Consider the following 22,819-nt stretch of genomic DNA (forward strand, 5'->3'; position numbering starts at 1 on the left):
GGTCGGCCGCGAACTGCCCCACGCCTCCCCGCGTGGGGCTCCTGGCCCAACGTAAAAGTCTCAGCGCTGCGGATAGCCCTGAGGGGGCAGCAGAGGCGTCATGGCCTCACGCAATGTGCCCTTTTTGACAACCCGCACTGAAGCTAATGAGCTGGCTGGGGCCGTACCGGGGCTGGCATTCCGCAGCGCTGAGCTGAGCGAGTATGCCAGGAGAGCCCGCAGGACGCGGGCGAAAGGTGGCGCTGGAACATGGATGTTCCATCCATCGGCACCGGTCCGTTAAGGCAGACGAGTGAAGTGAAGGTACCGCGTAGCGGCGCGAGGACCGCCAGCCCCGGTGCGGCTCCAGACGGCGTTATCATCAATCGCGTAACTGATATGCATCACAACAATCGCCTTAATTCCTGAACGTCAGAAACAGCAAAGCCGCCCGGAGGCGGCCTTAACGCTGAAGCTTGAAACGAACTTATTTGTACAGTTCTGCTGTCATGTGCACACGGTTGTTGGTGTTAGCTTCGGTGATTTTGTACTGTGCGCCCTGCTGCTGTGCGACTGCGGCAACTTTAGCTTCTGCACCGTCCAGCGTTGAAGATTCAACTGAGATGCTCTGTGCAAAACTTGCAGCAGACACCAGTGAAAGAGCAGCTGCAGCGGCGATGGTCAGTGTTTTAATGGTTTTCATGGTCATATTCCTTTGGTTTGTTGGTGAAGGCTGTGCGCCTTCGATGAAAATATAATAACTCAGGAAATCATTTCATGATTAACTATTAGTGCGATCATCATGATCCAGCTAATCATGCTTTAGCATCAGGGCACGTACAGTAGAAATAAACTGTGGCCACTGATGGAAACGCATCGGCGGCATGTGAGCACTGCGTCGTGCACGCAGCGCATTCACAACGGCATTTGCTTGCTGGTCAATGTTTACATCGTTCTGCTTCATGACGCGGCCCTCTGTCGATAACGCCCTAACACGGAAAAGGCCGCCCCGTAAGGCGGCCTATTCCGGCATTTCCCTATGCAACCATCCGTGACTTATTTGTACAGTTCTGCGGTCATGTGCACGACATTACCGTTGCTCGCTTCAATGATTTTGTATTGCTCATTTTGCTGATGAGCCTGAGCAGCAATTTTCGCTTCTGCTCCATCCAGAGTCAGAGAAGTGGCGGTCACTGTTTGAGCGAAGGTAGCGGCAGACATCAGTGAAAGAGCGGCAACAGCAGCGATTGACATAGCTTTGATAGTTTTCATGGTCATATTCCTTGTTTGATGAGAAGGCTGTACGCCTTCGATGGAAGTGATAATAACCATGTTTACTATATGCATCTTAACTATTAGTGCGATAATTATGATCGCACTAATAGTTAATTCAGCTATGACAACGCAAGGGATTCAATCACCTGTTGTACTTCGCGTTGATCCTCGTTGGACAGTGCACGCAAAGGGCGCGGTAAATTGTTCTCATCTGCCAAACCGAGAATTGCCGCCGCCGCTGCCATCACGCGGATGCTGCCACCGTGCTGTCGGAACAGCGTCCATAACGGCTCGAGGCGCCGGGACTGGGCTGCCACGGAGACGAAATCCCCGGCCTGTGCCGCTCGCGTTAATGCTAATGCCGTGTTGGGAAATAAACCGCCGCATACCGAATACCACAGATCACATCCAGCCATTAGACCATTGCCCGCAGAGGCATCACCGCTGACACCAATGCTAATCTGCGACGGTAATTGTTCACGTAACGAGTTTATCCGCTGCAAAGCGTCACTCATCTGGTCGGGAACACCGGGAATTTTGATGGAAGCAATATGAGGAAGCGCGGCTATCCGTGCGTAAAGCGTATTTGAGAACAGAGTATGGGTGGTGCCGGGATTGTCATACACACAGATTGGCACCGAGACATGTTGTGCCACCTCATGAAACATGCCAAACACTTCGTCATCAGAGAGTTTTTGGTAGGAAACCGCAGGTAATAGTAAGGCGCTAACGCCCGCTTGCTGTGCATCTTCGGCCAGCCGCAATACCTCATCAGTGCTGGTTGCACCGATACTGACCATCACCGGGATGCCATCAGCATGTTCTACAGCCAGTTTCGCCACCTGCTGGCGCTGCGCTCGGGTCAAATAGGCGTAGCTGCCGGTTGAACCCAACACGCCAAGTGAATCGACTTTCGCCGCCGTTAATCGTGCAAGCAGCCTGAGAAAAGCATTTTCATCAATACCTGAAGCGTTTACCGGGGTCAGCGGGAACGCACTAAGACCTGAAAACATAGCCAGCTCCTGTTAGATAGCGTAAAGAAGCATCTTAACAATCGCTGGCTATTTGTCATAGGACAAAAACTTAGCGTTTGATCTTTCTTCTCAAACGCAACCAGAGAAGCCCCAGTACCACAACAATTCCCGCAGCCGCCATGCCTACACGTGAGATCAACATCAACGGCGAAGCGTCTCCACCTGCACGCAATGATTTGACCCGATCTTCACTGATGTCCACCTGACGATGCCCAATATCGTGCATCACATAGTGGGTGACGGCAGCGATTTGGTGATCGTTAAGTTCACCGGCAAAGCCGATCATCCCTTGACCATGCTCCGGCCAGACGCCCTGCAACACCGCCATGGCGACGTTATCCGCATTGGGCTTGTTTAGCACCGGATGATTCTGCAGCGCGGGCAAACCATTCAGTCCCTGACCCGTCAGGTTATGGCAGGATGCACAGTTGTTGCGATAAATCTGTGCGCCCTCGCTCAACACTGCCTGTGGTGTATCGTCACCTTCTACTGGCGTCCAGCGTTTTACCGGGGCCGGTTCTGCTGCTGTAGCGTCCTGTGGCAGCAAATAGCTGGCGATGGCCTGACGGTCTTCTGGCGTCATGCGCGAGAAGCTTTTGTCGATCGCCTCCAGCATTGGGCCGCCCGCAGTCGCCCCATTGCTGGCATGGCCGGTGGCGAGATACTGCGCCAACATCGCACGCGTCCAGTGTGGTTGGCCCTGTAAAGTCGCTGCCGTGATATCTGGCGCAAACCAGGTGCCAAGAGATGCACCCTGTAAGTTTTTATCCTGCTGTTCCGCCATCAGGATATTACGCGGCGTGTGGCAAGTACTGCAGTGGGTTAATCCCTGCACCAGATAGGCGCCACGGTTCCACTCATCAGACTGTTTAGCATCGGGCTGGAATGGCGTGGTATCAAGGAACAACAGGTTCCATGCCGCCATGCTAAAGCGCAAATTGAAGGGGAATGGCAGCGCCGTGGCTTCCGGTTTCACATCAACTGGCTGCACGCCCTGCATAAAGTAAGCATATAAGGCGGCGACATCTTCATCCGACAACTTTGCGTAGGCGGTGTAAGGCATCGCCGGATAAAGCTGGTTACCGTCACCCCGTACACCCTTGCGCAACGCATCCGCAAACTGCTGCTCGCTGTAGTTGCCGATACCCGCCGTTTTGGATGGCGTGATATTGGTGCTAAAGATGGTACCCAACGGACTGGTAATCGCGTGACCCCCGCTGAACGGCGCTTTGCCCGTTTCGGTATGGCACGCGCCGCAGTCACCGGCAATCGCCAGATACTCTCCGCGCTGGATCAACTGCGTGTCCGCAGCCTGTGCCTGCGAAACCGCCAGCGCCAGAGTGCCTGCTGCAAGCAGGGCTTTCAAATGCTTAGCCACGTTGCGTCTCCTGCAGGATTTTGTCCGCGGTACGCAAGGCCAGCGCCATCGCAGTGAGTGTGACGTTACAGGTGCCAACGGTCGGCATCACGCCGGTGCCGACCATAAACAGATTTTGATGGTCGTGCGCACGCCCCCACGCATCGGTGACGCTGGTGGCCGGATCGAGGCCCATAGAGAGTGTGCCGGTGATGTGCTGACGGTTAGAGAATTTGCCGCTTTTGCTGTGTTTGATGTTGGTTGCGCCAAGTTTGGCAGCAATCGCGTCATAGCATTCACGCGTCTTCTCAGTGCCTTTAGTGACATAGTCGCTGACATCCCAGTACAAGGATGGCGTTGGCAAGCCCAGCTCATCTTTGTTACTGCTCAACGTCACGCGGTTGTTCGGGTCGGGCAGCTGTTCCAGCGCATTTTTAATGCTGAGACGACGTGCCGCACGGAAGCGGATCTCATCCTGCAACTTCTTACCGAAAAGCCCCTCTGCCAGCACCTCTTTGGTCACGGAAGCGACCTGAGAGGCGTTAGAGATGTCGATACGGAACGGCGCATGTTCACTGCGGAAATCACCGTCACGGAACTGACCAATCGAGCAAGGACTCACGGGACCGCGACCTGGCCAGATCTCTTCGTCGACGTCAAAGGTCACACCAATCGCTGGATGATCGCACAGGTTACGCCCGACATTATCGTGTGCGTTGGCAATGCCATTCGGGAATTTATCGCTCACTGACATCAGCAACAGTTTCGGGGTTTCGATGGCGTTAGCAGCCAGCACAAAGGTTTCTGCCGTCACGCGATGGCTCACTTTGTTCCAGTCATAGTAATTCGCGGCCACGATATTGCCCTTGGCGTCGTGCTCCAACTGATACACCACCGCTTCAGTGATCACCTTCACACCACTGTTTTCCGCCTGCTGCGCCGCAATGCCGCCGTGATACTGCGCATCAATCGGACATACCGGCATACAGTTGTTGTTGCCACAACAGGCAGGACGTCCGTCATAGCTGTGGCTGTTGCGCCCGGTGCTGTCATCCAACACGGTAAAATCCGGGGCCAGACGTGCCGTAACGCGTTGTTGCAGCCACGAAGCCGGTACACGCTCCATCGGGTATGGTTTACTGCGTGGCGAGCCGTTATCCGGTGACCCGCCGACCCCGGCGATCACCTCGGCCTGATAGTAATACTCTTCTAAATCGTCATAACGCATCGGCCAGTCTTTGCCGACGCCATACTGACTATGTTGACGGAAATCGTTGGGAACAAAACGCCACAACTGCGCCGCCCAGTGCCAGCTGGTGCCGCCAAACATACGGATGTACTGTGCCGCAAAAGGATGTGGGCCAGCCTGATGCAGATAATCATTCGGTTCTGGCGTGTAACGCGGATGCGGCGCTTTAGGCGAGAACGGATATGGCGACATAAAGTCGGATTTAAACGCCGAAGCACGGAAGCGCTCAACCAACTGGTCGCGGCCCACTTTGGGACCGGATTCGAGCAACAGCACAGACTTGCCGGCTTTTGCCAGACGTGTCGCCAGCAGTGAGCCATTGACGCCTGCGCCAATCACCACCACATCGGCGGAATTATTATTTTTCATAAACGACATAACTCTTCAGAATCAGGGCTGTTGTGCCCAGCTACCACACTCGCCGTAGGAGAATCCCGGCGGCACTAATTTGTCATCCACCAGCTTATTGGCCAGCGTATTCACATAGGTGACATACAGCGCGTGATTGCCCTTGCCGACCACGCCGTTGTACCAACCCTCGAGGATCACTTTTGCCAGCTTTTCGCTGTTTGCATCGGCGGGAAACGTCAGGTGATCCTGCTGCAGGAGTTCCGGCTGGTTTTGCAGCAGCGTTTTCAGCTGTGCCAGTGCGGTAACAAACCCTTTCTGCGTCTGACTGAGTGCCAAAAGCAGCGCGCCCCCGACGGTAGAATTAAGCGCGGTTTGCTGCGTCAGCAATTGCGACACCTGCATAAAATCGTCCAGCCCAACCACAGTGGTAGATGACTGGGCGGCGTTGAGGCGCGGCAACGGCAAAAGCTGGCCTGCGGCGCTGGCAATGGTGACCAGCCCGACCATCTTCAGCACGCGGCGGCGTGAGTAGTGCGTCATAGTTTCTTCCAGTAAAAACGTCGCCTGCGGTAGCTGGCGACAAAATTTGGCAATATCTCCAGGGCGGCTTAAAGGCCGCGCCTTACTGCTTTCTGCGGCGCATCAGCCACCAAGCCAGCAGCACAATCACCCCCAGCACGCCGACGCCCACACCAACCTGTGCCAGCATCACCAACGGTGATGATGGACCGCCGCGACGGATTTCCGCCACCTGATCGGGTGACACCGTCACTTCGACATTGCCGTAATGATGCAAGATCCAGTTAGACAGTGTGGCAACTTGCTGGTCATTTAGTGCATTTAGCGCATTCGGTTGTGAACCAAACGGCGGCATATACACATCACCCTGCGCGGTGTGACGTTGCACACCGAACAGAATGGTGGCGATCAGGTTCGAAGGGTTGCGCTCTGCGGTAGCACTATTATGGAACAGGCTGGGATAAAACGCGTCTTTGGTGCCCTCCCCGCTGCTGCCGTGGCACGAGGCACAGTTGCCGGAGAACAGTCGAGCACCCTCATCTCGGGTTGGTGAGTTGAAAGCCTCTCCCCGGAACGCCACCAGATTCTGTGCGGCTTTACCTTGAACGAAGCGCGATGCGCCGCTGGCCGGTGCATTTTTATCCGTTACGCTGCCCATGTATTCAGCAATGGCTGCCAGATCTGCGTCAGACAAATGCTGGAAGCTGTGGGTGATCGCTTCCGCCATGCTGCCCGCGGCTTGCGCTTTACCTGCCAGGCGGCCGGTCTTCAGATAGGTAATCAGATCCTGTTGAGACCATTGACCGATGCCGCTGACCGCATTAGCGGTGATATTCGGAGCAAACCACGGCCCAACCTGCGCCCCGGTAAAGGCATCGCCTTCTTTCTCCTGCATCAGGAATCCACGGGGGGTGTGGCAGGTACTGCAGTGTGCAGCACCCTCCACCAGATAACGACCACGGTTCCAGCCTGCAGACTGCCCCATATCTGGCGTAAAGCCCGGTGATTTCAGGAACAGCGCGTTCCAGAACATCATCGAGAAACGCAGGTTGAGCGGGAACGGCAGATGTGTCTGTTCAGTGGTCTTATCCACTGGCTGTACGCCTGACATAAAGTAGGCATACAAAGCGTGAACGTCCTCATCCGTCAGCGTCGCATACGCGGTATAAGGCATCGCGGGATAAAGATTCGCGCCATCCGCACGCACGCCTTTGCGCAGGGCATCAGCAAACTGCTGCTCGCTGTACTGACCAATGCCGGCGATTTTCGATGGCGTAATATTCGTCGCGATGATTTCACCCACCGGTGACTCAATCGCCTTACCGCCGGCAAAAGGTTTGCCATGCTCCGCGGTATGACAAGCCGTACAGTCGGAGGCCACGGCAAGATATTCGCCCTTCTTCACCAGCGCATCATCAGCAGCATGAGCGGCACCGCTTGCCAGTGCCAGAACCAGCGCGATCTGTTTGAGTTTCAACATGATTACGCCTCCTGCGCCTGTTTGACGATGGCATCAGCCGCTTTAAATGCCAGCGCAACCATGGTCAACGTGCTGTTACCGCACGCGGTGCTGGCCATCGCCCCGCCACCCGGCAGGAACAGATTGCGGTGATCGTGAGCTCGGCACTCGCTATCCACCACCGAATTAGCCGGATCGTTACCCATAATGGTGCCGCCCATGATGTGCTTGCTCTGATTATATTGTTTCGAGAATTTCTTATCGATGGCACCCATCGCCTCGGCGATACGGTCAGCAATAGGTTTGGAATAGGTCTGATACGAGCGGCGCACGTAGTCACCTACATCGTAGTGAATGGCGGGTTTAGGCAAACCGAGCCAATCCTTTTTATCACTCAGCGTCAGGCGGTTGTTGGCATCTGGCAGGATTTCATGCGCGAGCACGATATCCGCTGTGCAGGCTGTCATGCGGCGAATTTCTTCATCCAGTGCTTTACCTACCAGCCCTTTCTCCAGCGCGCCAAATGTCACGAAGCGGTTGCGGGCAAAGTTGTTAAAACGGAAGTAAGCTCCAGCGTGCTCAGAGCGGAAATCACCCTGCGAGGTTTCCATGATGCCGCTGTTCACCACCGGTCCGACGCCCGCCCAGTAAGGCTCATCCAGCGTGACCGTCATGGTGATTTGAGGATGGTCCATCATGTTGCGACCAACTTGATCAGAGCTGTTGGCAACGCCGTTCGGGTTACGTGAGTCCGCTGACATCAACAGCAGTTTCGGCGTTTCCAGCCCGTTGCAGGCGATGATGAACAACTTGCCGCTGACGCGATGCGTTTGCTTGTGCTGATCGTAGTAATGCACCGCTTCGATGTGGTTGCTGGTATTGGTTTCAATGCGCCACACCACCGCGTTATCAAGAATGGTGGCACCTTTGGCTTCAAGGCGGGATAGCGCAGTGGCACCATCATATTTCGCGCCAACCGGGCAAACCGGTACACAGTTGTTATTGGCGCAGCAGGCTGGGCGATCGTCGTAAGACATGCCGCTGTTACGCGCCTGTGCCGTAGGGATGTTATGCAGCCCCAACTTTTCACGCACCACCTCAGTAAAGCGGGCTTCGCCCGGACCAAATGGCAGCGCGGGCATCGGGTAAGGTTTCGAGCGCAGCGGCGGCCATTGCAGTGCCGGATCGTCCGGTCCGCAGATGCCCAGCTTGTATTCGGCGCGCGCGTAGTAAGGTTCCAGCGTCTCGTAATCAAATGCCCAGTCACGACCCACGCCATAACGCGTATGCAGTTGCATATCGCCGGGCGTTAAGCGCCAGCAGGTACCCGCCCAGTGCCAGGTAGATCCCCCGGCATATCGCACATAGCTCTGGGCATAGGAGTCTTCCCCACTGAGTTGCAGATACCCTTTCCCTGCGCCCGCAGGTTCAGGATGCGGTGCCCAATCACGTGATGGGTAACACTCAATAGGGTTGCCTTTGGCCGCCAGCGGCAAGTTACGGAAATTTTCAACGATTTCGGCACGCGATACGCGTGGACCGGCTTCCAGCATCAATACCGGAATACCTGCATCAAGCAGTTGCTCAGCGATCACCACACCGACCACGCCGGTGCCAACGATCACCACGTGTGACTGAGAAGGAGCTGCCATATTTTGTCTTCTTTTTTGGTGGTCAGAATTGCGGTACAGGAAGGACCGGTGTGTTGGCACGCTGCCAGTTATTAGGCCCACTGATGCCGTAAGACGGGATCGTGATGGTATCCAGCGTGGTGTGCCAGGTCAGCGCTTGCTCATAGGCAAACGCCTTTGCTGAACGTTTCGGTTCAAGGCAGCCGGTGTACCAACCAAAGATGATTTTGTGCGCCAGATCCTGCAATGCGCCCTGCGGAATCGCTGGGAAGAAATCTTCAACGATCTGCGCATTGTACGCCTTGGCAATCGCCAACAGGTGATTGAGATTTGCCATTAATTCCGGGTGATCGAGTTCCAGTAGCGCCAGCATGCGCTGCCCGACCGCATCATCCAGTTTATGGTTGACCAGAAGACGAGATATCTGCATGAAAGGAATGAAATTTTTCGACGAGTCTGCAAACGCCATACGCGGAAGCGCCGAGGTGACCAGGCCGCCAGCCACGATCACAACGCCGGAGAGCAACACTCTGCGACGTGACAACTGGACCTCGCCGAACGGCAGGTCTTGCAATTTACTCATGGTGTATCCCTGGTTGGTGACACGGCTCAAAAACCTCCGCGAGGCGAAGGTAAAAAATCTAATTGTTTGAAATAACGTAAAAACATCCGCTAGTTAACAATCACATAACGCAACGTTAATCAGATGCCTTAGAACGACACGGACTTTTAATATAATAAATGGATCTTAAACAAAATCCATACGTAATGATGTTTTCAAATCAAAAATGAGTGGAATTGGGCAAGAGGAAGGGTTGGGTAATCAAATCTAGTGACAGTCATCACATTGAAATCTGGCTAGTTAATTTGTAGGTCGCGACCCTCAGGCCGCCCAGGATGCGGGCGGCTCTATAAGGGAATTACTTACTCAGCGTCGCATTCAACGCATCAATGGAGGTTTGCAACCCTGCTTCAACACTCATGGTCAGGTCTTCCATTTCCAGCGAGACATCGCCGTTATAACCGGTCATGCGCAACACCGAGAAGAACTCTTTCCACCATTTCAAATCCTGACCGCAACCCACAGCAACGTAGTTCCAGGTTCGGGTTTTGGTGTTTGTGACAGGTTGATACTCCATCAGGCCGTCAACATCCGCCAGTCCGCGCTCGATACGCGCATCCTTACCGTGCACGTGGAACACTGCCCCCTCCAGTTTACGTGCCGCGGCGATCGGGTCCGCGCCCATGGCGATCAAGTGTGAAGGATCGAGGTTCATTCCAATCATCTCATCGACCTCGTTACGCAGGCGCAATAAGGTCGACGGGTTGTAGACCAACTGGCAAGGGAACTCTTCAATCGCGATCTGCTCAACGCCGTGCTGTTTGGCATGCTGGACGAATTTTTTCCACCAAGGGATGGCAACATCATTCCACTGATAATCGATCACCCCCGGCATGTAATCCGGCCATGAGATGGTGGACGTAATCCAGTTCGGCACGCGATCTTCCGGCCCGCCGCCCGGCAAACCACTCATCATCACGATCTTCTTTACGCCCAACTTGCCGGCAAGCTCAACGGCACGGTAACTGCTTTGGGTATGGGTCTCCCCCAACTCGCCTGGCGCCAGCGGATTGCCGGAACAGTTCAGCGCCACGATGCGCATCTCGCGATCGGCCAGTTCTTGTTTGAATTTCTCCAGCTTCTCCGGTGATGACAGCAACTCTTCCGTTTTTACATGTGGACACGGCGACCAGCCACCGGCCGTCATTTCTACCCCATCAATTCCGTAGCTTTTGACTTTATCCAGCATTGCCGGAAAGGGTAAATCAGCCAAAACGTCAGTACATAATGCGAGTTTCATTCTTCAATCCTTATGCAATGGGGAATTAGAGGTATAAAGCTGGCTGAGGTGGAATTAACACGTCATGTTTTTCGCCATCTTTCAGTGACGCAAGGCCCGCATCACACACCAGCGCAACCACGTAGCCATCCCAGGAAGAAGGCCCGCTCATCTCTCGCCCGTCACGCACGCTGTCAACAAAGTGCTGCACCTCGCGGTCGTAAGCGACAGCAAAACGTTCCATGCAGGATTGCGCGATATGCTGCGCATTGCCGTGACGTGAACGCGTACTGATAACCTGTTGTTCTGTCAGGGCTGAAATCGCATTTTCGCCAATCACTTCACAGCGAATGTCGTAGCCGTAATGGCAGTTCACGAACAGTTCATCATCAACACGCACACCGGATTCAGTCTCAAAGATCACAATCAGCGGGTCCTGCAAATGCGGTAATGCCCGGCTGGTTTTCTTACGCGGTTTGTCCACGCGCACCGAGGTGATGTTCTCATTCAACAGATAACGAATGATGTCGATTTCATGGGTAGCCGAATCATTGATCGCCATCTCCAGGGTATAACTCTCAGGCACCGAGGGGTTGCGGTGCGCACAATGAATCAGCATCACCTCACCGAGTTCCCCCCCATCAATCGACTGTTTCAATGCCTGATATCCTGGATCGAAGCGGCGCATAAAGCCTAATTGCAGTAAACGCTTACCGGCTTTCACTTCTGCATCGATAATTTCCTTCGATTCATCTGCGGTGGGTGTCAGAGGTTTCTCGCAGAATACCGGTTTGCCAGCATTAAACGCCGCCAGAATTTGTGCCTTATGTACCGGACCTATAGAGCAAATAAATACGGCGTCGACCAGTTCAGAATTAATCATCTCTTCCGCATCATAAAAAGCGGTCGCGCCATACTCAGCGGCAACCGTATCAGCCGCCGCGTGGTTAATATCGCAAACGGCCGTAACTTGCGCACCGGATATAACAGTTTGGAAGCGTTTGAGATGGTCCCGGCCAATCATACCCAGACCAATTAAGCCAATTTTAACAGTCATTTATTTATCCTCAGGTTAAAAGCGAAATTTCTTTTCGATCTGTTCCAGGGTCATACCGCGCGTTTCAGGTAAATATTTCACCAGTAAAATAAGCATGATGACGTTAGTCGCGCCAAAGAAGCCGAAGGTCATGCCGCCGCCGTAATGGCTCAGCAAATAAGGGAAGATAGATTGGATCATAAAGTCGAAGATCCACAGGCCAAATACCGCAAAGCCCATACCAACACCGCGCATTCTGAGTGGGTAGATTTCCGCTAACATCAGCCAGAATACCGGTGCAATCCAGCCTTGCATAAACACTAGGAACACCAGCATTAATCCGAGAATCACGTAAGGTGCATGGGCGAAGTTGGCGTGCAGCGTATCAACACCGTTCACGGTTTACGTGTGGAAGAAGAATTTGAACGCCAGGCCAATCAGTACCAGACTCACCGTGACACCCGCCTGACCGGTAAAGAACATTTTACGGCGTGAATGTTTGCCGATGAGCGCCATTCCTAACAAGGTAGCCAGTACGGAGATGATACCGTTTGCGACTGCGCCAGTGACCGCTGCGGCGTCACCGAGTCCGGTCGCTTTCAACACAGTGGGTGCGTAGTTCATGATGGTGTTCACGCCGGTGACGCGGGTGGCTAACACAATCATCAAACCAATCAGCACCAGTTGAATCACCCAACGATTTTTCAGCTCAGAGAACAAACTAAACTTCACCTGATCCGCTTTGACGATCTGCTGAATCTCTTTGACTTCACGGTCTACCTCTTCAGGTAAACGCAACGTCTTCAACACTTTCACGGCTTTATCGGTTTCACCACGGCGGATAAAAAAGCGTGGCGATTCTGGCATCATTAACATGCCGAACCACAGTAGCGCGCCTGGCAAAGCGGGGATAGCCAGCATAATGCGCCAGTTATGCTGCATTTCCGGATACAGGTTCACAATGGCAGCGTTGACGGAATACGCCAGGAACTGGCCGGTCACAATCATTAATTCGTTTACCGTCACCAGTCTTTCGCGTTGATCGGCTCGTGCCAGCTCGGAAATATAAATAGGGACGGTAACGGAGGCGCAACCTACCGCCAGACCAAGAATGAAGCGTGCAACAATCATTGAGGGCACATCCCAGGCAAAGGCCGTGCCTAATGCGCCAAACATAAAGATTGCCGCCACCCATAACAGATTTTTACGCCGGCCCTGTTTATCAGATAAATAACCACCGAATAATGAGCCCAATGCTGCGCCAAATAACAGGAATGAGGTGATAAAACCCTCCTGTGTTGGTGTCAGATTTAAGTCATATTTCATGAAGATCAGCGCGCCTGAAATAACGCCGGTATCGTAACCGAAGCACAAACCACCAATTGTTGAGACAATGGTGATTAACCGCATGCGCTGAGGATTTTGCAGGTTAGTTTTATTATACATAGCTGTTCCATCTGGTTGTAAGGTAATACCGTTGCAAGCCGTTTTTGGTCAGTCATGGCTGATTATTGTTATGCAGCCTCAAGCAGAGCATTTATTAAATGCCCAATGGTTTTATTCTTTTTCAGGAAATAGCGAACACCCTTCCATCACCCTTATCGCCACGACAACGTTATATCAAAGTGAATTTTAAAAACCACACGCACTCAATTGCACAATTCCATACCGTGTCGAGGATCATATATTTAAGTCGAAAAGCACAAAAACGAGTGACGCAACTCACAGCACAGAACCACGCACTTGACTTAGCAAGAATGAAGACAGGTTAAAAATGTTTTTTCCGCTGCACATCTGCATGAATTGCAATTATCTATGCCCTGCCTGTGATCACACTCTGCAAACTCACTTTTAGCTGAGTATAACTAAATCACACAAAGCAATTTTGATGATATTTTTTATTTACGGGTTAACTTTCGCCTTATTAACTGTGCGCGTATAACCTGCCCGCTTTTTATCGCCTGAACGCTATTTATGTCATGGGTGGATGTTCATTCGAAAAGTGTGATAAGGATCAAACTTAGTATCATCACGCTTTTCTGGAAAACAAAAACCAACAGTTGAACATACTTTTAAATGACAAAAGTTATTATTTATTAATTCGTTATGATTTATGAAAAAGCAACATTGATGATTACGCAGCTCAAGACTCATGTAAGAATAGCGGCATAACACCAGGAGTAGCCATGATTACCTTTTGCCTGAACGAACATCCTACCGCCCGTGGCTTTGACAACAGCTTGCGTCCTCGCTTGACGTTCTTGTGCAAAGCAGAGGGTAAAGAGGAAGCCTTCCCTCGCGTGATGCACAAACATGAAGACCGCTTAGAAGTCATGTTTATCCGCTCGGGCAGCGGCATCTACAATATTGACGGACGCGGCTATAACGTTAAAAAAGGTGACATCCTGCTGTTTAATGCCAACGTTTTGCATGATGAAAGTCCTGTGGCCTCAGATGACTTGTTGATTTTTAGCTGCGGCGTGGAGCAACTGAAGGTAGACGGTTTACCTCTCAATGTACTGACGACACGCGCCCAACCGGCTGTGATGCCAAGCGGTGAGTTTTATGAAGAAATTGGCCAACTGTTTGATCAGATGTGGGCGCACGTCAAAAGCGAACGCCTCTACGGCGCTGAAATCGGCGATAACTTGCTCAGCGCACTGTTATTATTGTGCCGTAATATCTGGATTGAAAATAAACAGGAGCCAGAGAGTAATAACATACTTCTGGGACAGCGGATTAAGGATTATATCGACAATCATTATAAAGAGGATATTGCGCTCAGTTCGATCACTGCTGCCCTGAACATGAACCAGTTTTACCTCGCCCACGTGTTCAAAGATTATTCGGGTTACTCCCCTAAACAATATCAAACGCGCCGCCGCATTGGTGAAGCGCAGAATTTATTGTTAAGCACTAATCTGGGCGTGACCGAAGTTGCAAACGCGGTCGGTTACGATAACGTCAATAACTTCCATCGCATATTTCATAATCTTGTCGGTATTCCCCCGGCACGTTATAAAAAATTCTGGCTGACCGGACAAATTAAAACGTAGTTTTCGGGACTCTGACCGGCAATTTTTAAGATGTGGTCAAAAATAGCATCAGGGCAGCTTTCGCCGCCCTTTCATACCTGTTACTTCAACGCAATACGCGCGATGCCGTCAGCGCCTTTTGTAGACGAGTCTTTATTGAACTCCGCTTTTAGGGTCACATACAGGGTGTTGTTGTCTGGACCAATCAGCAGGCTGTTAGGATTCTGATCAAACGACCAGCTGTTTTTCACCGCGTAAGTGGTGGCATCCAACTGCAGCACTTTCTTCGATTCACGCTGGCTGATGTAGATCTCGTTGCGCTTCGCGTTGAATTTGATGCCCAGCGAGTCACCTTCAATACGTTTGATCACTTTGCCAGTGTGCTCGTCGAATACCAGCGTCGCTTTTCCTTTGGAATCGTCAGTGACGAACAGACGGCCAGTGGCAGGATCTTCTGCCATATTCAGGAACAGATACTCTTTACCGTCACCCGCAGTCCAACGCTTCTCGATTTTATGGGTGCGCGGGTTAATCACCAGGATCTCACCTGAACCATTGGCGGCATAAATGCGCTCAGTGACCGGGGAATAGATCAGGCCCGTAACCCATTTACCGGCATTCTTGATCTCGGTTTTCAGCTTGAAGGTTTTGGTATCAACCACCGAGATGTAACCTGGATCGGCAACGCGGCCCACGTACAATTCGTTGCCGTGCCACAGCACTTCACGTGCGCCCGCCGGGTAGCCTTCTTTACTGATTTTGCCCGGGAACACCAGACGTGTCAGTACTTTGCCACTCTGGGCATCAACCTTAGAGATTGCGCCATCCAATGAGTTAGTGGTGTAGAACACACTGCCTTGCTCATCAATTGCCGTACCAAAGTTTTTCAGATCGGTGTGAGTCTCACCTTTGGTCGCCAGGGTTGCTGGGTCCAGACGATAGATAACACCGCCATTCACATCTTTAAAGCTCTGCGCGCTGGCGACAAACAGCCCTTTTGAGTCCTGAGAGTAAACCATCTCATACAGGCCATCGCCCAAGACACGCTGAGTGACGGCGGTATCAACCGGTTTAGCGGTTTCAGCAACAGGGGCTTCGGCTTTTTTAGCAGGCGCCTGACAAGCAGTCAGACTAAATGCAGCGGCAATCGCCATGGCAACAGCGGCTTTGCGCGGACTAAACAACGATTTCATGCAGAACTCCATCAATGGATGAACGGCTCCGACCGTATCTAACGAGCGGAAAATATAAGAAGAATGAGAATCATACGCATTAAGATGAAGGAAGCAAATATTCACGTGGTTTTCTCTGCTCTCCCGCTATCAAACAGAAAAAATGTCCAGTGCATCTGCCGCGACATTTACTGCAAAGTTCCTGTTTATTCTCGCAACAAAAATGAAAACGCCAGCAACTAACGGGTTATAAACTCATCTATCATACTGTTTTAGCTGTAATTTACACATTATTACACTTCAAGTTGAATCCTTGCGAGATTCTATAAAGCAAATGATTATCATTGGCGTTCGTAAACAGGAATACGTCGCACCTGCCCCCTTTTCTTTAAGGGGATATTCAGGCGCAAACATAACAACCGAAGCCTGATGGCTTCACATAACAATCATTGACCACGGAAATAATTATGTCTTCGAAAGGCAGGGATTCAGGCATCCGAAAAACGTTTAGCGTGTCGCTTTTGGCGATGGCAGTACATGCCCTTCTCAATCCAGCCATAGTACAGGCGGCTGATAACGCGCAGCAGGATTTGGTGGTTAACGCCACCACCAGCGACAACAGCGGAGATAATGAGAAGCAGGATTATGCGGTGAAAACCACGCGTGCTGGCACCAAGTTGTTGCTGACGCCGCGCGATGTGCCGCAATCGGTCAGCGTGGTGACTCAGCAGCGTATGCAGGACCAGCAGTTACAAACTGTCACCGATGTTTTGAATAACACCACCGGCATCACCAGTAACCTGGTCGACTCAGAACGTTCAGAATATTATTCACGCGGTTTTAAAATCACCAACTTCACCTTTGACGGCATCCCCACGTCGGTGGGTGACAGCTGGAACTACGGTGATGCCGCCTCGGATACCGCGATTTACGATCGTATCGAAGTGGTACGTGGTGCGACCGGACTGATGACTGGTGCGGGCAGCCCATCGGCGTCGGTGAATATGGTGCGTAAGCACGCCGACAGCAAAGACTTCACCGGTAACGTCAGCGCCAGTTACGGCAGTTGGGATAAACAGAGATATGTTGCCGACATCGCAGGCCCGCTGAACAGTGACGGCTCGCTGCGCGGACGCGTTGTCACGGGTTATCAGGACCAGGACAGTTGGTTAGATCGTTACCATAAGAACAAGAAGTTCCTGTATGGCGTCGTCGATGCCGACCTTACCGATCACACTACACTTTCACTGGGTTATGACTACGAGAAAGCCGACACGCGTGATCCTACCTGGGGCGGCTTACCGGTGTTCTATAGCAACGGGTCACTGACGCATTATAACCGCAGCCTCAACTCCGCCGCCGACTGGACGTATTACCACACTGAAGTGCAGAAGTTGTATGCCGACCTGGTGCATAACTTCGACAATGGCTGGAGCATTCATGTTAACGGCACGCATGCGAAAAATACCTTCAGCGATAAACTGCTCAATATCTACAGCGCATTCCCGGATGAAACCACGGGTGAAGGGGTGACCGGTTACGGCAGCCTCGATCGCGGTAAACGTGAACAAACTTCCGTTGATGGCTATGCCAGCGGTCCGTTTGAGCTGTTTGGTCGTCAACATCAGTTGATGGCGGGCGTGAGCTACAGCCGTCAGCATAACCAAACTTACAGTCAGGATGGCGTCACCGATCTGGACGAATACGACATTACCTCAGCCGATATGGGCGCCTTCAATAACAACTGGACCGGCAATATCGCTGAACCGCAGTGGCAAGGCTGGTATCTCAATGCCAATGACGTGATCCGTCAGAAATCCGCCTACACCGCCGCGCGCTTCTCGCTGGCTGATCCACTGTCACTGATTATTGGGGCGCGCTACACCGAGTGGAGCACCAACGGCAGCAGTGGCAATATGACCAAGAACAATACGACACCGTATGCCGGTTTGGTGTATGACATCAACGATACCTGGTCAGCCTATGCCAGCTACACCTCGATCTTCCAGCCCCAGACTTACCGCGACGCCTCAGGTCATTACCTGTCGCCAGTTACCGGCAAAAGTTACGAAACGGGCCTGAAATCAGCGTGGTTTGATGGTCGCCTGACGGCCACCGTGGCGGTGTTCCGCATTCAGCAAGAGAATGTCGGCACGGCCCTTGACGGTGTCTATGTCAATAACAGTAGCGAGCAGGCGTACTACGCCACCAAAGGCGCGCGCAGCAAGGGGGCGGAATTTGAGCTGAACGGGGCGTTGACCGATAACCTGCAGTTGACCTTCGGTGCCACCCGTTATGTAGCACGCGACAGTGACGGGCGCTATAACCCGGATCAGCCGCAGACCGACTTCAAGCTGTTTACGCGCTACCAGGTGCCGATGTTGCCAGAGCTGACCATTGGCGGCGGCATCAACTGGCAGAACCGTACCTTTGAAGATGTCAGCGCACCAGATGGCAGCACACAGCGTGTTTATCAGGGCAGCTATCCGCTGGCGAACCTGTTTGCACGTTATCAGGTCACCAAACAAGTTGCGGTGCAGGCTAACGTCGATAACTTATTCGACCGCGAGTACTACACCTATATGAACAACTATGTTTACGGTGAACCGCGGAACTTCTCGGTGAGTGTCTCTTATCAGTTTTAATTGAAAAATCCCCGGTGCTAAGCCGGGGATTTTTGATATCAGACCTTGTTTTTATAATTAAAACTGATCTGCGAATTCTGCTCACGCGGTAAACGCCGCGCTTCTAAATAAACCGATTTCCAGTACGGATTATTCAGGGATGACCTCATCACGCCCTGGCTAACCGAAGCGTGGAGGAATTGATGATCGGTGTCATAAAAGCCGACATGTAACTCATGTTTGATACGAAAGAACACTAAATCACCGGGTTGCAGGTGTGACTGATCAACCGGCTGACCCATGGCGATTAATTCTTTGGTGGTGACACGATCCATCGGAATATTGAAACGATCTTTTAACGTGCGCCAGACAAATCCCGAGCAATCCACCCCTGTTAATTGCGTTCCGCCCCACTGGTATTTGGTGCCTTCCCATGAGTGCATCTGATCGTGCAATGCGGCTATCACGGGGATTAAATCAGGTTGCTTGCCACCATCGGCTGACGTGTCGACGCTTTCATCCGCAGGAGAATGAGATGATTTGGATGAACATCCCGCCAGGGTAAATAAGAACAGGCAGGCGATAATCTTGCTGGCCGCAGAGTTGATCATGAGATGACGTTTTCGCTGAGGGAGACAGTGGTTAGAGACTTATACCGCAAAAAAGTTGCAGAAATAAATAGCTCGACGCTGAATTCTTTTAATCTCCCTCTTTTTTACCTAAGTTGACGAAACGGTAACATCATGTATTTGAGATAAAAATTATATATTCTTTCGCCAGTTTTCGCTTTTAAGGTTATTAATTCGCCCAACTCTGCTGCTATTTCATTCCACCACCGGCGTAGGCACGCTGATGGTGGAATAGTTCATGCTGGTTTATTGTCTGGCTTTACTGCGCAGCGGTGACTCTGGCAGGAACAACGACAGGATAAATGCCACTGCCATCACACCAGCCGCCATCTGGAATGCCGCATGCACCGATTCGCTAAAGACCTGCAAATACGCGTACTGCACATCTGGCGGTAAATGATGCACCGCATTGGGGTCCAGTGAGGTGGGCAACACATCGCCCTTCTCCACCAGCGTCGTCAGCCCTGACTTAAGGACGTGGCTGAACATCGCACCAAAAAGTGCTACCCCCATCGAGCCGCCCACGGAGCGGAACAACGTCACCGACGAGGTCGCCACGCCAATGCTGTCGGGTGCCACACTGTTCTGCACCGCCAGCACCAATACTTGCATCACCATGCCCATGCCCATGCCGAGCACAGCGGCGTAAAGATAAATCTGCCACAGCGCTGAATCTAGCGTCAGCGTGGTCATCAACACCATACCAATGGTGGCCAGCAAGGTACCGCCGATCGGGAACAGACGATAGCGCCCGGTGCGACTGATAATTCGGCCACTGATAATCGAGGTCACCAGCAATCCGCCCATCAACGGCAGTAGTTGCAGCCCGGCTTCGGTGGGCGTGGACCCTTTCACTACCTGTAAATAGAGCGGCAGGAATGTCACGCTGCCAAACAGCGACATGCCCACAATAAACGCCATCAGACTAGAAAGAGAAAAACTGTGGTTGCGGAATAACGTCAGTGGGATGATCGGCTCCCACGCGCGGCGCTCTTCGTAGATAAAACCAATCACGCCCACCAAGCCAAACGCCAGGATGCACCACAACTGCGGATCGCTCCACGCGCGCAGCGTACCGCCCTCGCTGGTGAACAAGGTAATACCCACCAGCGCCAGGCTGAGGCAAACGGCACCAGGGTAATCAATTTCGTGCGGTTTGCGTTTGTTATCCGCTTTGAACACCGCATTGATCACCAGCAGCGCAAACAGCCCTAATGGCAAGTTGATGTAGAAGATCCAGCGCCAGGATGCGTGCTGGACGATAAAGCCACCGAGCAACGGACCAATCACCGTTGCGATGCCAAATACCCCACCAAACAACCCCTGGTATTTACCGCGGTCGGCAGGCGGGATGATATCCGCCACAGCGGCCATGCTGACCACCATCAACCCGCCGCCGCCAAGACCTTGCAGTGCGCGGGTGAAGATCAGTTGCTCCATATTTTGCGCCAACCCACACAGCGCCGATCCGACCAGGAACAGCACCACGGAGATTTGCAGCACAGTTTTGCGGCCAAACAGATCGCCAAATTTGCCATACAACGGCACCACAATGGTTGATGCCAGCATATAAGCGGTGACAATCCATGACAGGCGATCCAGCCCGCCCAGCTCACCGACAATGGTCGGCAACGCGGTAGAGACGATGGTCTGGTCAAGTGCGGAGAGCAACATCACCAGCATCAGCGCACCCATCAGCAAGCGGACAGAAGGTGGACTCTCTTCCCCGCTGCCCGATTGTGGCGCCAGTGTTTCAGGTTTCATATCAGACACCAATTGAAATTAATTAAATACACAATTAATATTGATCGAAGTCTGACATGAAACAAGTGAGCGAGCAAAAATGACCGCACGAAAAGTCCCTGCTGATGAAAAGAGCACCGCGACTAAACCTCGCCGTCCTGGTCGCCCGCGCGGCGGCGCGATCAATGCGCAGCAGCGTGAACATCTGCTGGATATCACGCTGGCACTCTATGCCGAAAACGGCATTGGCGAGACGTCACTCAACGCGATCGCCCGCAAGGCTGGCGTCAGCCCGGCGATGCTCAATTACTATTTTCAGTCACGCGAGTCATTGCTGGATGTGGTGGTAGAGGAGCGCTTCTTGCCGTTACGTCAACGTCTGGTGGCGCACTTTGGGCCCGATGCACGTGACCCTGTCACCACTTTCAGCGCATTTATCCGGGAAGTGGCAGACATTATTGCCACTCACAGCTGGTTTGGACCGTTATGGATGCAGGAAGTGACACAGGGCCAAGGCGGATTGGGCCAGCATATCAAATCGCGCTTTGGTCATGCCGAGCGCGACAGAGTGAAAGGTTTGATTGAAGGCTGGCAGCAGCAGGGTCTGCTCAATCCCGACCTTGAACCGCAGCTGTTGATGACCTCGATCCTCAGTATGGTGCTAGTGCCCTTCTCACGCTTTGCCAATGAACCGGGCTATAACCCGGACCTGATTGTGCAACATACGTTAAGTCTGTTCTGTCACGGTATTGGCCCCCTCAAAGCGAGCCAATGACCGCAACCTGGCAGGCTAGCCATACACCACATGATTGCTCTCGCTGGCCCACTGCGCCAGTACGCGATCGCCCGGTGCAAAACTCATCGGTTCCGCTTCGCCCTGCGTCTGCTTCCAGGCCATCAAGGTGTCACCGTTTGGCAACCGCAGGTTGTAGTGCAGCATAAAGCCGCGATACACCACCTGCGTGACTTCCGCCGCCGTGGCGTTGCAGGTGGCGGCATCCAGCGGGCGATTCAGCGGTGATAAACGCACCGCCTCAGGCCGCACGGTCACCGTGGCTTGACCTTGTAACTCCCCTTCCACCAGCAAACGGACGCCGCCCTCGGTCTGCAACTCGCTGCGTCCACCGCTGTGCTGAATAACCTGAGCCGAGAGAAAATTCGACGCACCGATAAAGCCTGCGACAAATGCCGTGGCCGGTTTTTGATAGATTTGCGTGGCGCTCGCCACCTGCTCCAGTTTTCCGCCCTGCATCACCGCAATCTGATCTGCCATCGTCAGCGCTTCATCCTGATCGTGCGTCACCATAATGGTTGTCAGGCCCAGGCGCTGCTGCAACTGGCGAATCTCCAGTTCCATACTCTCGCGCAGACTTTTATCCAGCGCACCCAATGGCTCATCCAGCAGCAGCATGTCGGGTTCGATCACCAGCGCACGGGCCAAAGAGACACGTTGCTGCTGACCACCGGAAAGCTGCGCCGGTAAACGGTCGCTGTAGCTTTTCAACTGCACCATATCCAGCGCTTTGTTGACGCGGTCGCTGTATTCACTGCGCGACTGTCCGCGCATTTTCAGGCCAAAGGCGACGTTCTCTGCCACGGTCATGTGCGGGAACAACGCATAATTCTGGAACAGCAGGCCAATATTACGGCGATGCACGGCGGTTTCCAGCACCGAACGACCGCCCACCAGAATATCTCCTGAGGTCGGTGTCACCAGGCCCGCCACCATGCGCAGGCAGGTGGTTTTGCCACAGCCACTGGGGCCCAGCAACGCCAGGATCTCCCCGGCGTGCACGGTCAACGAGACATCTTCCACCGCGACGGTTTTACCGTAATGCTTGCTGAGATGATCAAGGCGCACTTCATAAGATCGCTGCATCGTGAC

20 protein-coding genes and 1 pseudogene are annotated in these 22,819 nt (G+C 52.8%); 4 read left to right on the top strand and 17 right to left on the bottom strand.

Annotated features, from left to right (window positions below):
* Window positions 1–466: 466 nt before the first annotated feature.
* The 13 genes and pseudogenes from ACPUC8_RS25030 to ACPUC8_RS25090 all read right to left on the bottom strand — a co-directional run bounded on the left by ACPUC8_RS25030 (window position 467) and on the right by ACPUC8_RS25090 (window position 13,177).
* Entirely contained in the window at window positions 467–682 is a 216-nt protein-coding gene (locus ACPUC8_RS25030; protein ID WP_494927676.1) for a YdgH/BhsA/McbA-like domain containing protein, read from the bottom strand.
* A gap of 108 nt (window positions 683–790) precedes the next feature.
* On the bottom strand, window positions 791–943 hold the full coding sequence (locus tag ACPUC8_RS25035) for a hypothetical protein (protein ID WP_494927677.1): 153 nt from the start codon (window positions 941–943) through the stop codon (window positions 791–793).
* 92 nt (window positions 944–1,035) lie between these two features.
* Window positions 1,036–1,251, bottom strand: coding sequence for a YdgH/BhsA/McbA-like domain containing protein (locus ACPUC8_RS25040; RefSeq protein WP_039334247.1), 216 nt, complete (start codon window positions 1,249–1,251; stop codon window positions 1,036–1,038).
* Between the two features lie 122 nt (window positions 1,252–1,373).
* Entirely contained in the window at window positions 1,374–2,267 is an 894-nt protein-coding gene (locus tag ACPUC8_RS25045; RefSeq protein ID WP_494927678.1) for a dihydrodipicolinate synthase family protein, read from the bottom strand.
* 70 nt (window positions 2,268–2,337) lie between these two features.
* Window positions 2,338–3,666: a c-type cytochrome gene (locus ACPUC8_RS25050; protein ID WP_494927679.1), complete on the bottom strand. Its 1,329-nt coding sequence runs from the start codon at window positions 3,664–3,666 to the stop codon at window positions 2,338–2,340.
* On the bottom strand, window positions 3,659–5,263 hold the full coding sequence (locus tag ACPUC8_RS25055) for a GMC family oxidoreductase (RefSeq protein ID WP_494927680.1): 1,605 nt from the start codon (window positions 5,261–5,263) through the stop codon (window positions 3,659–3,661). The genes ACPUC8_RS25050 and ACPUC8_RS25055 overlap by 8 nt, the downstream gene beginning before the upstream one ends.
* A gap of 21 nt (window positions 5,264–5,284) precedes the next feature.
* Complete coding sequence (locus tag ACPUC8_RS25060) at window positions 5,285–5,785, bottom strand: sugar dehydrogenase complex small subunit (protein ID WP_494927681.1); 501 nt, start codon at window positions 5,783–5,785, stop codon at window positions 5,285–5,287.
* Between the two features lie 82 nt (window positions 5,786–5,867).
* Window positions 5,868–7,244: a c-type cytochrome gene (locus tag ACPUC8_RS25065; RefSeq protein ID WP_494927682.1), complete on the bottom strand. Its 1,377-nt coding sequence runs from the start codon at window positions 7,242–7,244 to the stop codon at window positions 5,868–5,870.
* Window positions 7,245–7,246: 2 nt separating this feature from the next.
* Window positions 7,247–8,875: a GMC family oxidoreductase gene (locus tag ACPUC8_RS25070; protein WP_494927683.1), complete on the bottom strand. Its 1,629-nt coding sequence runs from the start codon at window positions 8,873–8,875 to the stop codon at window positions 7,247–7,249.
* 22 nt (window positions 8,876–8,897) lie between these two features.
* On the bottom strand, window positions 8,898–9,437 hold the full coding sequence (locus ACPUC8_RS25075; RefSeq protein WP_494927684.1) for a sugar dehydrogenase complex small subunit: 540 nt from the start codon (window positions 9,435–9,437) through the stop codon (window positions 8,898–8,900).
* A gap of 337 nt (window positions 9,438–9,774) precedes the next feature.
* Window positions 9,775–10,716, bottom strand: coding sequence for a sugar phosphate isomerase/epimerase family protein (locus ACPUC8_RS25080; RefSeq protein ID WP_494927685.1), 942 nt, complete (start codon window positions 10,714–10,716; stop codon window positions 9,775–9,777).
* A 25-nt stretch (window positions 10,717–10,741) separates the two neighbouring features.
* On the bottom strand, window positions 10,742–11,752 hold the full coding sequence (locus tag ACPUC8_RS25085; RefSeq protein ID WP_494927686.1) for a Gfo/Idh/MocA family protein: 1,011 nt from the start codon (window positions 11,750–11,752) through the stop codon (window positions 10,742–10,744).
* A gap of 15 nt (window positions 11,753–11,767) precedes the next feature.
* Window positions 11,768–13,177: pseudogene (locus ACPUC8_RS25090) on the bottom strand (sugar porter family MFS transporter).
* Between the two features lie 31 nt (window positions 13,178–13,208).
* On the opposite strand from ACPUC8_RS25090, the gene ACPUC8_RS25095 reads away from it, so the two are divergent.
* Window positions 13,209–13,367, top strand: coding sequence for a hypothetical protein (locus ACPUC8_RS25095; RefSeq protein WP_494927687.1), 159 nt, complete (start codon window positions 13,209–13,211; stop codon window positions 13,365–13,367).
* A 664-nt stretch (window positions 13,368–14,031) separates the two neighbouring features.
* Complete coding sequence (locus ACPUC8_RS25100; protein ID WP_494927688.1) at window positions 14,032–14,787, top strand: AraC family transcriptional regulator; 756 nt, start codon at window positions 14,032–14,034, stop codon at window positions 14,785–14,787.
* An 80-nt stretch (window positions 14,788–14,867) separates the two neighbouring features.
* Here ACPUC8_RS25100 and ACPUC8_RS25105 read toward each other — a convergent pair whose 3' ends face one another.
* Complete coding sequence (locus ACPUC8_RS25105; RefSeq protein WP_494927689.1) at window positions 14,868–15,959, bottom strand: YncE family protein; 1,092 nt, start codon at window positions 15,957–15,959, stop codon at window positions 14,868–14,870.
* Between the two features lie 446 nt (window positions 15,960–16,405).
* Between ACPUC8_RS25105 and fhuE the strand changes: the two genes are divergently transcribed.
* The gene (gene fhuE / locus ACPUC8_RS25110) at window positions 16,406–18,583 is read left to right on the top strand and encodes a ferric-rhodotorulic acid/ferric-coprogen receptor FhuE (protein ID WP_494927690.1); all 2,178 of its coding nucleotides are present in this window, start codon (window positions 16,406–16,408) and stop codon (window positions 18,581–18,583) included.
* A gap of 38 nt (window positions 18,584–18,621) precedes the next feature.
* On the opposite strand, the gene ACPUC8_RS25115 is transcribed toward fhuE, so the two are convergent.
* Both ACPUC8_RS25115 and ACPUC8_RS25120 read right to left on the bottom strand, forming a co-directional pair.
* Window positions 18,622–19,173, bottom strand: a complete 552-nt coding sequence (locus tag ACPUC8_RS25115; RefSeq protein ID WP_039336730.1) for a C40 family peptidase — start codon at window positions 19,171–19,173, stop codon at window positions 18,622–18,624.
* A 264-nt stretch (window positions 19,174–19,437) separates the two neighbouring features.
* Complete coding sequence (locus ACPUC8_RS25120) at window positions 19,438–20,955, bottom strand: MDR family MFS transporter (RefSeq protein ID WP_494927691.1); 1,518 nt, start codon at window positions 20,953–20,955, stop codon at window positions 19,438–19,440.
* A gap of 79 nt (window positions 20,956–21,034) precedes the next feature.
* Here ACPUC8_RS25120 and ACPUC8_RS25125 point away from each other — a divergent pair, with 79 nt between their 5' ends.
* Window positions 21,035–21,709 carry a TetR/AcrR family transcriptional regulator gene (locus ACPUC8_RS25125; protein WP_039336734.1) on the top strand — a complete coding sequence of 225 codons (675 nt, stop codon included), beginning with the start codon at window positions 21,035–21,037 and terminating at the stop codon, window positions 21,707–21,709.
* Window positions 21,710–21,724: 15 nt separating this feature from the next.
* Here ACPUC8_RS25125 and ACPUC8_RS25130 read toward each other — a convergent pair whose 3' ends face one another.
* Window positions 21,725–22,813 carry an ABC transporter ATP-binding protein gene (locus ACPUC8_RS25130; protein WP_494927692.1) on the bottom strand — a complete coding sequence of 363 codons (1,089 nt, stop codon included), beginning with the start codon at window positions 22,811–22,813 and terminating at the stop codon, window positions 21,725–21,727.
* Window positions 22,814–22,819 lie beyond the last annotated feature (6 nt).

This window comes from Pantoea sp. CFCC18177, assembly GCF_059412425.1.